Raw genomic sequence first — 14,925 nt, forward strand, 5'->3', positions numbered from 1 at the left:
TGTGTGTCAATTTTTGTAATGAGTAATGCTATGAGCGTGATCACTCCCGTCGCGACGACGATGCGTCGGATCGCTGTGCAGGACAACCCGGCTATCGCCGCCGTCATCCGCACGGTCTCTGCCGAATATGGCCTTACGGCTGATAAAGGCTACACGGTTGCCGACCCGAATCTGGACGAACTGTTTCAGCTGTACAGCCAGCCGGGGCATGCTTACTGGGTCATCGAGCAGAACGGCCAGGTCGTCGGCGGCGGCGGCGTAGCGCCCCTCAGCTGCAGCGAGCCGGATATCTGCGAACTGCAAAAAATGTATTTTCTGCCGTCCGTTCGCGGACAAGGCCTGGCGAAAAAGCTGGCGCTGCTTGCCCTGGACCACGCGCGCAAACAGGGTTTTACCCGCTGTTACCTCGAAACAACCGCCTTCCTCAAAGAGGCCATCGGCCTGTATGAACATCTGGGCTTTGAGCATATTGATGCACCGCTGGGCTGCACCGGGCATGTCGATTGCGAAGTCAGGATGTTGAAAACGCTGTAAACCTTTTTGCTGCCCTCTTCTGTTAAACGGTGGTTAACTGAATGCTCTACACTCTCAGTTCACACCACAACGGGGGAAACACGATGTCGAAGATAAAAAGCTACGCCGCACCGCAGGCGGGTGCAGAACTTGAACTGTACGAGTACGATGCAGGTGTTCTAAAAGCAGAAGACGTCGAGGTACAGGTTGATTACTGCGGGATCTGCCACTCGGATCTCTCGATGATCGACAACGAATGGGGCTTTTCAAGCTATCCACTGGTTGCCGGGCACGAAGTCATTGGCCGTGTTGTCGCGCTCGGTAGCGCTGCGCAGGACAAAGGGCTGAAAGTTGGCCAGCGCGTGGGCATTGGCTGGACAGCACGCAGCTGTGGCCACTGCGACGCCTGTATCAGCGGCAACCAGATCAACTGCCTCGAAGGCGCTGTTCCCACCATTCTGAATAAAGGAGGTTTTGCCGATAAGCTGCGCGCCGACTGGCAATGGGTCATTCCGCTGCCGGACAGCATTGATATTGAATCCGCCGGTCCGCTGCTGTGCGGCGGTATTACCGTCTTCAAACCGCTTCTGATGCACCATATCACTGCCACCAGCCGCGTGGGCGTTATCGGTATTGGTGGCCTCGGGCATATCGCCATCAAACTGCTGCACGCGATGGGTTGCGAAGTAACGGCATTCAGTTCGAACCCGGCGAAAGAACAGGAAGTGCTGGCGATGGGGGCGGATAAAGTCGTCAACAGCCGCGATCCGGACGCGCTGAGCGCGCTGGCGGGTCAGTTTGATCTGATCATTAACACCGTTAACGTGGATCTCAACTGGCAACCGTATTTTGAAGCCCTGGCCTACGGTGGTAACTTCCACACCGTGGGTGCGGTGATGAAGCCGCTGCCGGTTCCGGCGTTTACCCTGATCGGTGGGGATCGTAGCGTATCCGGCTCTGCGACCGGTACGCCGTACGAGTTGCGCAAACTGATGAAGTTCGCCGGGCGCACCAAAGTGGCACCGACCACCGAACTGTACCCGATGTCGAAAATCAACGAAGCCATCCAGCACGTGCGCGACGGCAAAGCCCGTTATCGCGTGGTGTTAAAAGCGGATTTTTGATGTGACAGTGCCGGGTGGCGGCTTCGCCTTACCCGGCCTACATCCGATTTTGTAGGCCCGGTAAGCGCAGCGCCACCGGGCTTTTTCGACTACCGAGCCAGTGCCGCAAAGACTTCCGCGACAGCCACAGCCCCCGGATCCATTACGCCATCCAGATTCTCTTTATTCACGTACGACGAACGTCCCGCACCTGCTTTCACCATTTTCGCCGTTGCCTCCGCCCCCTGCTGCGCCGCCTGCGCCGCAGCCTGAAGATCTTTTTTCTGTAAAGCCTCCAGCGCCGGTTGCAACGCGTCGATCAGCGTGCGATCGCCGAGATCCGCCCCGCCATACTGCTTCATCTGCGCCAGCCCGCTGAGCAATGCCTCCGGGAGCGATTGTCCGTCATGCAGCTTTTGCCCGGCCGCGGTGAAGAAGATCGACATTAATACGCCGCTCGATCCGCCCATTACCGTGGCCAGCCGCTCGCCAGCCAGTAACAGGAGCGTAGAGACATCATTAAGCGGGAGGGTATTCTCCTCCAGACGCTGCGCAATATCCCGCGCACCTTGCGCAAAGGTGGAGCCGGTATCGCCATCTCCCACTTTCGCATCCAGCGCGTTGAGGCGGTTTTCCAGCTGGATCAGCGTTTTTGTCACTGAGAAGACACACTCTCCCACCTGCGGATTGTCCGAGGGGGTATATTCCACGCGGTCATGAATGGCACTGTGCTCAACGGTGCGCAAGGGCGCAAACGCCACGGGTTTCTGCCAGCCCAGCGTTTCGACGTCGGCATGAATCGCCTTTTCGAAGAAATCGTTAAGCTTCAGTAGCGTCAGCGAAAAGCCCTTCATATCCAGGGCGCTTACCAATGGTGCGGGACCTATCAGGTACGCGATCTCTTCTTTCAGCGCCGAGTGCGCCAGCTCTTTCGTCAGCAGCGCCATCTCCAGCGCCGATACGCCGCCGAGGTTGTTAATCAACACCGCAAAGCGCCCCTCACCCGCCTCTGTTTTCAGTGGCGTGACCAGCGTGTCGATAATGGCTTTGCTGTTTTGGGTATCCACCACGGACGCCCCGGGCTCGCCGTGAATGCCCAGACCCAGCTCAACGTGGCCCTGCTTAATGCGCCCCTCTTCCTCCTCGCTGCCGGGCAGGTTACAGGTTTGCATCGCAACGCCCAGGCTCCAGAGGTTGTCGCAGGCCTGTTGCGCGATCTCCCGCACTTCACTCAGCGATTTCCCGAGCTCCGCCGCATAGCCCGCAATCTTATGCACCAGCGCGGTGCCGGCAATACCGCGCGGTTGCTTGTTATCCGGCAGCGCGATGTCATCCGCTACAATCACCATCTCCACCTTCAGACCGTAACGTTTGGCCTTTTCCGCCGCGAGGCCGAAGTTAAGACGGTCGCCGGTGTAGTTTTTGACGATCAACAGACAACCGCGATCGCCGGTTACGGCGACGATGGCATTGAGTACCGCATCCACGCTCGGCGAGGCAAACAGATCGCCACACACCGCCGCCGTCAGCATGCCTTTGCCAACAAATCCGGCATGCGCGGGTTCGTGTCCTGAGCCACCACCGGAGATCACCGCCACGCGGCTTTTGTCCCAGTCGCCGCGCGCGACAATCCTGATGGCCGGATCGATATCAAGCTTGACGAGATTTGCATGGGGCGCAGAGAGCAGTATGCCTTCAATGGCATCGTTGACCAGCTGTTTGCGGTCGTTAAAGAAGAATCTGGACATAGTTTCCCACTATTTTGTGAACCGTATGCAAAAGCATAGTCCGCGCTGGATAATGCGCCGCAAACTCAGGAATTTACTCATCCCTTTTGCCGTCAGGTTGCCTATACTCCACCCAGGACTACGAGAGGAAGCGCATCATGAGTACACCATTGTTAATTGCCCGGACGCTGGAAAAAGAGCTGTATTTACTGCCCGCCATGACGAACCGCCACGGCCTGATCACCGGTGCCACCGGGACGGGGAAAACCGTGACCCTGCAAAAGCTGGCGGAGTCGCTTTCAGAGATCGGCGTACCGGTGTTTATGGCTGACGTGAAAGGCGATTTAACCGGTGTGGCTCAGGAGGGTACCGCCTCAGAAAAACTGCTCGAACGGCTGAAGAATATTGGCATCACGGACTGGACGCCACACGGCAACCCGGTGGTCGTATGGGATATCTTCGGTGAGAAAGGCCACCCGGTGCGCGCCACCGTCTCCGATCTCGGCCCGCTACTGCTCGCCCGCCTGCTGAACCTTAACGACGTCCAGTCCGGGGTACTGAATATTATCTTCCGCATTGCCGATGACCAGGGTCTGCTGCTGCTTGATTTTAAAGATCTGCGGGCCATTACTCAGTACATTGGCGATAACGCGAAATCCTTCCAGAACCAGTATGGCAATATCAGCAGCGCGTCGGTAGGGGCCATTCAGCGCGGGTTACTGACGCTTGAGCAACAGGGGGCTGAGCATTTCTTCGGCGAGCCTATGCTGGATATCAAAGACTGGATGCGCACCGACAGTAACGGCAAAGGCATTATCAATATCCTCAGTGCAGAGAAGCTCTACCAGATGCCGAAGCTTTACGCCGCCAGCCTGCTGTGGATGCTCTCCGAGCTGTACGAACAACTGCCCGAAGCAGGCGATCTGGAAAAACCAAAGCTGGTATTCTTCTTCGACGAAGCGCACCTGCTGTTCAACGATGCACCGCAAATATTGCTGGACAAGATTGAACAGGTCATTCGCCTGATCCGCTCTAAAGGCGTCGGCGTCTGGTTTGTTTCGCAAAACCCGTCTGATATCCCGGATAACGTGCTTGGCCAGCTTGGTAACCGCGTTCAGCACGCCCTGCGCGCCTTTACGCCGAAAGATCAGAAAGCGGTGAAAGCCGCTGCGCAAACCATGCGCGCCAATCCGGCTTTTGATACCGAAGCCGCTATTCAGGCGTTAGGCACCGGTGAAGCGCTGATCTCATTCCTGGATGCGAAGGGCAGCCCGTCCGTGGTGGAACGCGCGATGGTGATCGCTCCCTGTTCGCGGATGGGACCGGTGACGGACGATGAACGCAACGGCCTGATTAACCACTCCCCGGTGTACGGGAAGTATGAAGACGAGGTGGATCGGGAATCCGCGTTTGAGATGCTGCAAAAAGGGGTCCAGGCGACAACGGAATCGCAGGATGCCCCTGCCGCTAAAGGGCAGTCGGTGGCGGTGGATGACGGTATTCTCGGTGGGCTCAAAGATATCCTGTTTGGTAGCACCGGGCCGCGCGGCGGTAAGCGCGACGGCGTGGTACAAACCATGGCGAAGAGCGCTGCGCGGCAGGTGACTAATCAGATAGTGCGCGGCATGCTGGGGAGCCTGTTAGGCGGCCGTCGCCGGTAGACGGGGAACCCACGGGCGCCCCAGAGCCGAACCCTGCACGCCGTTTTCCTGAAGATAGCGGTCAATTTCCACCATCCCCGTCCAGCGGTTCTCGCACCACAAGGGTGCCAGAAGCGTTGGACGGCGGGCGCTGGCAGAGATGCGATGGTAGACAATCTCTGGCGGCGTGTGACGAATCATCTCCCCCGCCGTCACCGTATAGGCGTCAAGTTCGATACCGTTCAAGCGCCCGGCTTCCCAGGCTTTGGCCATAATGCTGCCCTTCACGATATGCAGCGGGTGCAGCTTGATACCGTCCACGCCGGTCTCCACCACTTTTTCCAGCGTCTCCAGGCCGTGCCGCTGCCCTTCACCAGGCAACCCGACAATCAGATGCGAGCAGACTTTCAACCCGCGCTCACGGGCAAGACGGGTAGTGCGCTGGTAGCAGGCGAAATCATGACCACGGTTGATGCGGTGCAGGGTTTTGTCGTGCGCGGTCTGTAGGCCCAGCTCCAGCCAAACCTCGTAGCCTTGATCGTTATACTCGCTAAGCAGATCCAGCACCGCATCCGGTACGCAGTCCGGCCGCGTACCCACACAGAGCCCGACAATACTGGCCTGGCTGACAGCCTGCTGATACATGTCGCGCAGCACCTGGACTTCCGCCCACGTGCTGGTATAGGCCTGAAAATAGGCCAGATAGCGTCTGGCGCGGTTTACCAGACTCGCCTGATGAGAAAGCTGTTCGGCAATAGAGCGATGCTGCTGGGCCTCGTCTGCAAATGACGCAACGTTACAGAACGTGCAGCCCCCGCGCCCGATCGTCCCGTCCCGGTTTGGGCAGCTAAACCCGCCATGCAGCGTCAGCTTGTGAACCTTTTGCCCGTACCGCTGCAAAAGATCCCCACCAAACATATTGACTAATTTCTGTAACTGCATAATCTGATAGACCGTCCCGGAGAAAGGGGACAAGCCTGCCACTTTTAGCCTCTGTCGGCGATGACTTGGATCAATCGCCCTGGACGGCTTTTACCTATATGAATAACTACTCAGGATTACTGCAATTTCATTCACGCCAGCAGTGATTACTTTTCCTTATGTTCTGATTGTTTTTTTCATTTATAGCGCCACCGCTGAAAAACAGTGACTTTATGCGGGTTTAACCCCCACAGCAGCGTAATATTCTGTTAAAAAACCGCTATTCAGCATGCTGCATTGATAATACCGCTTTCAGATAGTGAGTCAGATCACACTCCGCTACGCCCTGCAAGGGCATTCATTCAATGTAAAATTACTTAAATTCCCTTTAATTACAAATAGATAACTTACCTTTAGCACATTTTTGTATAAATAAGATTGCCATTTGACCTGTGTACCAATTCCCGATAAGTTGGAAATCCGCTGGAAGCTTTCTGGATGAGCGGCCTGCTCATCATATTTATGCAGTAATTGAGATTCCCTCTGAAGCAAGTCCTCAAACTTGTTTACCTGCGCGAAAGGATGAAAAAGAGGGCGAATGCGAGGTCCGCGTATGAAACGCAAACCCCGTCGCCATGCTCTTTCTGCGCCTGTGCGCCACGGTTACGTTCAGAGAGAAGCCCGACGAGCCTGGGGAGGTTCACTGATATGTTGTACGATAAATCCCTTGAGAAGGATAACTGTGGTTTCGGCCTGATCGCCCACATAGAAGGCGAACCTAGCCACAAGGTAGTGCGTACTGCTATTCACGCACTGGCCCGAATGCAGCACCGTGGCGCCATCCTTGCCGATGGTAAAACCGGCGACGGTTGCGGCCTGCTGCTGCAAAAACCCGATCGTTTCTTCCGCATCGTGGCGGAAGAGCGCGGCTGGCGTTTAGCCAAAAACTACGCTGTCGGTATGCTGTTCCTGAACCAGGATCCTGAAAAAGCTGCCGCTTCGCGCCACATCGTCGAAGAAGAACTTCAGCGTGAAACCCTGTCTATTGTCGGCTGGCGCGATGTGCCTACCAACGAAGGGGTGCTCGGTGAAATCGCCCTCTCCTCGCTGCCTCGTATTGAACAGATTTTCGTCAATGCCCCTGCGGGCTGGCGTCCACGTGATATGGAACGCCGTCTGTTTATCGCCCGTCGCCGCATTGAAAAACGTCTCCAGGACGATAAAGAGTTCTACGTCTGTAGCCTCTCGAACCTGGTGAATATCTATAAAGGTCTGTGTATGCCGGCTGACCTGCCGCGCTTCTACCTGGACCTGGCGGACCTGCGTCTGGAATCGGCCATTTGCCTGTTCCACCAGCGCTTCTCCACCAACACCGTACCTCGCTGGCCGCTGGCGCAGCCGTTCCGCTATCTGGCGCACAACGGCGAAATCAACACCATTACCGGTAACCGCCAGTGGGCCCGCGCCCGCACCTATAAGTTCCAGACGCCACTGATCCCTGACCTGCACGATGCCGCGCCGTTCGTGAACGAAACCGGCTCGGACTCCAGCTCAATGGATAACATGCTGGAATTGCTGCTGGCGGGCGGGATGGACATCGTGCGCGCCATGCGTCTGCTCGTGCCACCGGCCTGGCAGAACAACCCGGATATGGATCCGGAGCTGCGCGCGTTCTTCGACTTTAACTCCATGCACATGGAGCCGTGGGACGGCCCGGCGGGCATCGTGATGTCCGACGGTCGTTTTGCCGCCTGTAACCTGGACCGTAACGGCCTGCGTCCGGCCCGCTACGTCATCACCAAAGATAAGCTCATCACCTGCGCCTCTGAAGTCGGTATCTGGGATTACCAGCCTGACGAAGTGGTTGAGAAAGGCCGCGTCGGTCCAGGCGAACTGATGGTTATCGACACTCGCGTTGGGCGCATTCTGCATTCCGCCGAAACCGATAACGACCTGAAAAGCCGCCATCCGTACAAAGAGTGGATGGAGAAAAACGTGCGTCGTCTGGTGCCGTTTGAAGATCTGTCGGACGAAGAGGTGGGCAGCCGCGAGCTGGACGACGATACCCTCGCCAGCTACCAGAAGCAGTTTAACTACAGCGCAGAAGAGCTGGACTCGGTTATCCGCGTGCTCGGTGAAAACGGCCAGGAAGCGGTCGGCTCGATGGGTGACGATACCCCGTTTGCCGTGCTCTCCAGCCAGCCGCGTATCATTTATGACTATTTCCGTCAGCAGTTCGCGCAGGTCACCAACCCGCCAATCGACCCGCTGCGCGAAGCACACGTGATGTCGCTGGCCACCAGCATTGGTCGTGAGATGAACGTCTTCTGCGAGGCCGAAGGCCAGGCGCACCGTCTGACCTTTAAATCGCCGATCCTGCTGTATTCCGATTTCAAACAGCTCACCACCATGAAAGAGGAGCACTACCGCGCTGACACGCTCGATATTACCTTCGACGTGAACGACGCGAGCCTCGAAGAGACGGTGAATGCGCTGTGTGACAAAGCCGAACAGATGGTACGTAACGGTACCGTTCTGCTGGTGCTGTCCGACCGAAATATCGCGAAAAACCGTCTGCCGGTGCCTGCGCCAATGGCGGTGGGTGCTATCCAGACGCGTCTGGTCGATAAGAGCCTGCGCTGCGACGCCAACATCATTGTTGAAACCGCCAGCGCTCGCGACCCGCACCACTTTGCCGTGCTGTTAGGTTTTGGTGCGACGGCAATCTACCCGTATCTGGCCTACGAAACGCTGGCCCGTCTGGTGGATACCCGCGCGATCGACAAAGACTATCGTACAGTGATGCTGAACTACCGTAACGGCATCAATAAAGGTCTGTACAAAATCATGTCCAAAATGGGCATCTCGACCATTGCCTCCTACCGTTGTTCGAAGCTGTTTGAAGCGGTCGGTCTGCATAACGACGTGGCAAACCTCTGCTTCCAGGGCGTCGTCAGCCGTATCGGCGGAGCCGGATTTGCTGACTTCCAGCAGGATCTGGTGAACCTGTCGAAACGCGCCTGGCTGGCACGTAAGCCGCTGGATCAGGGCGGTCTGCTGAAATACGTTCACGGCGGCGAGTATCATGCCTATAACCCGGACGTGGTGCGCACGCTGCAGCAGGCGGTGCAGAGCGGCGAATACAGTGATTATCAGCAATATGCTGAGCTGGTGAACAACCGTCCGGCGGCGACGCTGCGTGACCTGCTGGCCCTCAATCCGGGTGATGAAGCGGTCAGCATTGACGAGGTTGAGCCAGCATCTGAACTGTTCAAACGCTTTGATACCGCGGCGATGTCCATCGGCGCGCTGAGCCCGGAAGCCCACGAAGCGCTGGCGGAAGCCATGAACAGCATCGGCGGCAATTCTAACTCCGGTGAAGGCGGTGAAGATCCGGCGCGTTACGGCACCAACAAAGTGTCCCGTATCAAGCAGGTGGCCTCCGGCCGCTTCGGCGTCACGCCAGCGTACCTGGTCAACGCCGATGTCATTCAGATTAAAGTCGCTCAGGGTGCAAAACCGGGCGAAGGCGGTCAGTTGCCGGGTGATAAAGTCACGCCGTACATCGCCAAACTGCGCTACTCCGTACCGGGCGTGACGCTGATTTCTCCGCCACCACACCACGATATTTACTCTATCGAGGATCTGGCGCAGTTGATTTTCGACCTGAAACAGGTCAACCCGAAAGCGATGATCTCCGTGAAGCTGGTTTCCGAACCGGGCGTTGGCACCATCGCCACAGGCGTGGCGAAAGCCTATGCGGATCTCATCACCATCGCCGGTTACGACGGTGGTACCGGTGCAAGCCCACTCTCCTCCGTGAAATATGCGGGTTGCCCGTGGGAACTGGGCCTGGTGGAAACCCAGCAGGCGCTGGTGGCTAACGGTCTGCGTCACAAGATCCGTCTGCAGGTGGACGGTGGCCTGAAAACCGGCCTCGACATTATCAAAGCGGCGATTCTGGGTGCGGAAAGCTTTGGTTTCGGTACCGGCCCAATGGTTGCGCTTGGCTGTAAATACCTGCGTATTTGCCACCTGAACAACTGCGCAACCGGTGTTGCAACCCAGGACGAGAAGCTGCGTAAGAACCACTACCATGGTCTGCCGTTCAAAGTGACTAACTACTTTGACTTCATCGCCCGTGAAACCCGCGAGCTGATGGCGCAGCTGGGCGTGAAGCGCCTGGTAGACCTGATTGGCCGTACCGACCTGCTGAAAGAGCTGGAAGGCTTCACCGCGAAGCAGCAGAAGCTGGAGTTGAGCAAGCTGCTGGAAACCGCGCAGCCACACCCTGGCAAAGCGGTCTACTGCACCGAGAACAACCCACCGTTCGATAACGGCGTGCTGAACGCGCAGCTGTTGCAGCAGGCGAAACCGTACGTGGATGACAAGCAGAGCAAAACGTTCTGGTTTGATATCCGCAACACTGACCGTTCTGTGGGTGCGTCCCTCTCCGGTTACATTGCGCAGACGCACGGTGACCAGGGGCTGGCGGCAGATCCGATTACCGCGCACTTCAGCGGTACCGCGGGTCAAAGCTTTGGCGTGTGGAACGCCGGTGGCGTTGAGCTATACCTGACCGGCGACGCCAACGACTACGTCGGGAAAGGCATGGCGGGCGGTCTGCTGGCGGTGCGTCCTCCGGTGGGTTCTGCCTTCCGCAGCCATGAGGCAAGCATCATCGGTAACACCTGTCTGTACGGCGCGACCGGTGGTCGTCTGTTCGCTGCGGGCCGTGCGGGCGAGCGTTTTGCGGTGCGTAACTCCGGTGCCATCACCGTGGTGGAAGGCATTGGCGATAACGGTTGTGAATATATGACGGGCGGGATTGTTTGCGTCCTAGGTAAAACCGGCGTGAACTTTGGCGCAGGCATGACGGGCGGTTTTGCTTACGTCCTGGATGAAGACGGCGAGTTCCGCAAACGCGTGAACCCGGAACTGGTGGAAGTACTGGACGTTGATACGCTGGCCATCCACGAAGAACACCTGCGCGGTTTGATTACCGAACACGTGCAGCATACCGGTTCTTCGCGCGGCGAAGAGATCCTGGCGAACTGGCCAGCATTCTCTGCAAAATTCGCGCTGGTTAAACCGAAGTCCAGCGATGTTAAAGCCCTGTTGGGTCACCGTAGTCGTAGCGCAGCAGAGCTGCGTGTGCAGGCGCAGTAAGGAATTCAGATGAGCCAGAACGTATACCAGTTTATCGACCTGCAGCGTGTTGATCCGCCAAAGAAACCGCTGAAGATCCGTAAAATTGAATTTGTAGAAATCTATGAGCCGTTTTCAGAAGGCCAGGCCAAAGCACAGGCAGACCGCTGCCTGTCCTGCGGTAACCCTTACTGCGAGTGGAAATGTCCGGTACATAACTACATCCCGAACTGGCTGAAGCTGGCCAACGAGGGGCGTATTTTTGAAGCCGCCGAGCTATCTCACCAGACCAACACCCTGCCGGAAGTGTGCGGCCGCGTGTGTCCTCAGGACCGTCTGTGCGAAGGCTCCTGTACGCTGAACGACGAGTTTGGCGCGGTGACCATCGGTAACATCGAGCGCTATATCAACGATAAAGCCTTCGAGATGGGCTGGCGTCCGGATATGTCCGGCGTGAAGCAGACCGACAAGCGCGTGGCAATTATCGGCGCGGGCCCGGCGGGCCTGGCCTGTGCGGACGTCCTGACCCGTAACGGCGTGAAGGCGGTGGTCTTTGACCGTCATCCGGAGATCGGTGGTCTGCTGACCTTCGGTATTCCGGCCTTCAAGCTGGAGAAAGAGGTCATGACCCGCCGCCGTGAAATCTTCACCGGCATGGGGATTGAGTTCAAACTGAACACAGAAGTGGGCCGCGACGTGCAGCTCGACGACCTGCTGAAAGATTACGACGCCGTCTTCCTGGGCGTGGGCACCTATCAGTCCATGCGTGGTGGTCTGGAAAACGAAGACGCGCCAGGCGTTTATGACGCGCTGCCGTTCCTGATCGCCAACACTAAACAGATTATGGGCTATGGCGAAACAGCCGATGAGCCTTTCGTCAGCATGGAAGGTAAACGCGTGGTTGTGCTGGGCGGGGGTGATACCGCGATGGACTGCGTGCGTACCTCTATTCGTCAGAATGCGGCACACGTAATCTGCGCCTATCGTCGTGACGAAGAGAACATGCCTGGCTCCAAACGCGAAGTGAAAAACGCGCGTGAAGAGGGTGTCGAGTTCCAGTTCAACATCCAGCCGCTGGGTATTGAAGTGAATGCCAACGGAAAAGTGAGCGGCGTGAAGATGGCGCGCACGGAGATGGGCGCGCCGGATGCCAAAGGCCGCCGTCGTGCGGAGATTGTGGCGGGCTCTGAGCATGTGATCCCGGCCGATGCCGTCGTCATGGCGTTCGGTTTCCGTCCGCACAGCATGGAGTGGCTGGCGAAGCACAGCGTCGAGCTGGATTCGCAGGGCCGTATTATTGCGCCAGAAGGCAGCGATAACGCGTTCCAGACCAGCAACCCGAAAATCTTCGCCGGTGGTGATATCGTTCGCGGTTCCGACCTGGTGGTGACGGCGATTGCCGAAGGCCGTAAGGCGGCAGACGGTATACTGAACTACCTGGAAGTGTAAAAAAACAGGCCCGATTGGGCCTGTTTTTATTTTACAACGCGAAGAGCAGGACGCCCCCCGCGCGGTGGCGGATCGTCATCCGGATCGTTATCATCCTGGTGATCGGGTTTGTCACCGTCAATAACGGACATGACCGTGTCGCTTTCACGCTCCCCGGCGGTATCGTCATCATTCAGGCTGGCAACGTCTTCATCGTAAGCCGCTTCCGGCTCGAACATGGTACCCGCACCATTTTCACGCGCGTAGATAGCCAGCACGGCAGCCAGCGGCACCGATACCTGACGCGGCACGCCACCGAAACGCGCGTTAAAGCGCACTTCGTCGTTGGCCAGTTCCAGGTTACCCACTGCTCGCGGCGCAATATTCAGCACGATCTGTCCGTCGCGTGCGTATTCCATTGGAACCAGCACGCCCGGCAACGTCACATCCACTACCAGGTGCGGCGTGAGCTGGTTATCCAGCAGCCATTCATAGAAGGCGCGCAGCAGATACGGACGGCGTGGGGTGAGTTGTGACATTTCCACAGTCATTAGCCTCGGCCGAGACGCATTTCACGTTCCGGTTCAGTTAAAGATGCCAGGAAAGAGTCGCGTTCAAAGACGCGAGTCATATAGCCCTTCAGCTCTTTGGCGCCAGGGCCGCTGAATTCAACACCCAGGGTTGGCAGACGCCACAACAGCGGCGCCAGGTAGCAATCTACCAAGCTGAACTCATCGCTCAGGAAGAACGGTTTCTGGCCAAACACAGGGGCGATAGCCAGAAGCTCTTCACGCAGTTGCTTACGCGCAGCGTCAGCTTCCGCAGCGGAACCGCTGGTAATCACGTTCATCAGCGAGTACCAGTCTTTCTCGATACGCTGCATGTACAGGCGGCTTTCACCACGTGCAACAGGGTAAACAGGCATCAGCGGCGGATGCGGGAAACGCTCATCCAGATATTCCATAATGATACGGGATTCCCACAGGGTCAGCTCGCGATCCACCAGCGTCGGTACGCTTTGGCTCGGGTTGAGATCGATCAGATCCTGAGGCGGGTTATCCTTTTCCACATGCTCGATCTCAAAACTGACACCCTTCTCGGCCAGCACGATACGAACCTGATGGCTATAAATGTCAGTAGGACCAGAAAACAGCGTCATTACCGAACGTTTGTTGGCAGCGACAGCCATGAAAACCTCCAGGTATATTCAGAATTTTTACTGCTACCGGCCCAACAGGGGCCAGCCAGATGTTGTATCGCCCATCCCAGAGAAAACACATTGTTCAATAATCGAACAAAAAGCGAGTATTCACCGATATTTGGGCAGAAAATTGGATGATAGTTTACCAGATTTTGATGACTTTGTGGTGAGCGTTTCTGGAAATGTGGAAAAAGAGAAGATATATGCATTGATATTGTGGATAACCTGCGCATTATCCATAAAAAAACCCGCCGAAGCGGGTTTTTCGCCAATCGTTCTGCGCAAGCAGAATGGATTAACGTTTGGAGAACTGTGGACGACGACGTGCTTTACGCAGACCCACTTTCTTACGTTCAACCTGACGAGCGTCACGAGTAACGAAGCCAGCTTTACGCAGTTCAGAACGCAGGGATTCGTCGTACTCCATCAGAGCGCGGGTGATACCGTGACGGATCGCACCTGCCTGACCGGAGATACCACCACCTTTAACAGTGATGTACAGATCCAGTTTTTCTACCATATCAACCAGTTCCAGCGGCTGGCGAACTACCATGCGGGCAGTTTCGCGACCGAAGTACTGTTCCAGAGAACGCTGGTTGATAACGATTTTACCACTGCCCGGTTTGATGAAAACGCGAGCTGCGGAACTTTTGCGGCGACCAGTGCCGTAGTATTGATTTTCAGCCATTGCCTATAATCCCGATTAGATGTCAAGAACTTGCGGTTGCTGTGCCGCGTGGTTGTGCTCGTTGCCTGCGTAAACTTTCAGTTTACGGAACATAGCACGACCCAGCGGGCCTTTTGGCAGCATGCCTTTAACCGCGATTTCAATCACACGCTCAGGACGGCGGGCAATCATCTCTTCAAAGGTCGCTTCTTTGATACCACCGATGTGGCCGGTGTGGTGGTAGTACATTTTGTCAGTACGCTTGTTGCCGGTTACAGCAACTTTATCAGCGTTCAGAACGATGATGTAATCACCGGTATCAACGTGCGGAGTGTATTCCGCTTTATGCTTACCGCGCAGGCGACGAGCCAGTTCAGTAGCCAGACGGCCCAGAGTTTTACCGGTCGCGTCAACAACATACCAGTCGCGCTGTACGGTTTCTGGTTTAGCTGTAAAAGTTTTCATTAAAAGCTTACCCAAATAATAAGTTACACGTTGGTGAACACCCAAACGTTTAGTCAGTTGAGGTTCACACGACAAAGTCCGGCAAACCTACCCCTTCGAATAGCTCATGCCG

General features: G+C 56.6%; 11 protein-coding genes. 5 read left to right on the top strand and 6 right to left on the bottom strand.

What is annotated here, in order from left to right:
• Positions 1–30 precede the first annotated feature (30 nt).
• Both SP99_RS19770 and ahr read left to right on the top strand, forming a co-directional pair.
• Positions 31–534, top strand: coding sequence for a GNAT family N-acetyltransferase (locus SP99_RS19770; protein WP_025756681.1), 504 nt, complete (start codon positions 31–33; stop codon positions 532–534).
• Positions 535–617: 83 nt separating this feature from the next.
• A complete protein-coding gene (gene ahr / locus SP99_RS19775) occupies positions 618–1,637 on the top strand; it encodes an NADPH-dependent aldehyde reductase Ahr (protein ID WP_047959550.1) in 1,020 nt (339 codons plus the stop codon).
• Positions 1,638–1,726: 89 nt separating this feature from the next.
• Here the strand turns inward: ahr and SP99_RS19780 are convergent, their stop codons facing one another.
• Positions 1,727–3,364, bottom strand: a complete 1,638-nt coding sequence (locus SP99_RS19780) for a dihydroxyacetone kinase subunit DhaK (RefSeq protein WP_047959551.1) — start codon at positions 3,362–3,364, stop codon at positions 1,727–1,729.
• Between the two features lie 137 nt (positions 3,365–3,501).
• Here SP99_RS19780 and SP99_RS19785 point away from each other — a divergent pair, with 137 nt between their 5' ends.
• Positions 3,502–5,004 carry a helicase HerA-like C-terminal domain-containing protein gene (locus tag SP99_RS19785; protein ID WP_025756678.1) on the top strand — a complete coding sequence of 501 codons (1,503 nt, stop codon included), beginning with the start codon at positions 3,502–3,504 and terminating at the stop codon, positions 5,002–5,004.
• On the opposite strand, the gene SP99_RS19790 is transcribed toward SP99_RS19785, so the two are convergent.
• Positions 4,984–5,925, bottom strand: a complete 942-nt coding sequence (locus SP99_RS19790; RefSeq protein WP_104556610.1) for a tRNA modification radical SAM protein MnmL/YtqA — start codon at positions 5,923–5,925, stop codon at positions 4,984–4,986. The two genes, SP99_RS19785 and SP99_RS19790, sit on opposite strands and share 21 nt — an antisense overlap.
• Before the next feature lie 687 nt (positions 5,926–6,612).
• Here SP99_RS19790 and gltB point away from each other — a divergent pair.
• A complete protein-coding gene (gltB, locus tag SP99_RS19795; protein WP_053060166.1) occupies positions 6,613–11,073 on the top strand; it encodes a glutamate synthase large subunit in 4,461 nt (1,486 codons plus the stop codon).
• A gap of 9 nt (positions 11,074–11,082) precedes the next feature.
• Positions 11,083–12,501 (top strand): glutamate synthase subunit GltD, encoded by a 1,419-nt coding sequence (gene gltD, locus SP99_RS19800; protein WP_025756676.1) that lies wholly within the window; start codon positions 11,083–11,085, stop codon positions 12,499–12,501.
• A gap of 26 nt (positions 12,502–12,527) precedes the next feature.
• On the opposite strand, the gene sspB is transcribed toward gltD, so the two are convergent.
• The 4 genes from sspB to rplM all read right to left on the bottom strand — a co-directional run bounded on the left by sspB (position 12,528) and on the right by rplM (position 14,813).
• Positions 12,528–13,025 (bottom strand): ClpXP protease specificity-enhancing factor, encoded by a 498-nt coding sequence (gene sspB, locus SP99_RS19805; RefSeq protein ID WP_025756675.1) that lies wholly within the window; start codon positions 13,023–13,025, stop codon positions 12,528–12,530.
• Between the two features lie 5 nt (positions 13,026–13,030).
• On the bottom strand, positions 13,031–13,669 hold the full coding sequence (gene sspA, locus SP99_RS19810) for a stringent starvation protein SspA (RefSeq protein WP_025756674.1): 639 nt from the start codon (positions 13,667–13,669) through the stop codon (positions 13,031–13,033).
• Between the two features lie 307 nt (positions 13,670–13,976).
• Positions 13,977–14,369 carry a 30S ribosomal protein S9 gene (rpsI, locus tag SP99_RS19815; protein ID WP_003860436.1) on the bottom strand — a complete coding sequence of 131 codons (393 nt, stop codon included), beginning with the start codon at positions 14,367–14,369 and terminating at the stop codon, positions 13,977–13,979.
• A gap of 15 nt (positions 14,370–14,384) precedes the next feature.
• Positions 14,385–14,813, bottom strand: a complete 429-nt coding sequence (gene rplM, locus SP99_RS19820) for a 50S ribosomal protein L13 (protein ID WP_003860434.1) — start codon at positions 14,811–14,813, stop codon at positions 14,385–14,387.
• Between the last annotated feature and the right edge of the window lie 112 nt (positions 14,814–14,925).

The sequence above is a fragment of the Enterobacter sp. BIDMC92 genome, from assembly GCF_001030225.1.
GTDB classification, from domain to species: domain Bacteria; phylum Pseudomonadota; class Gammaproteobacteria; order Enterobacterales; family Enterobacteriaceae; genus Enterobacter; species Enterobacter sichuanensis.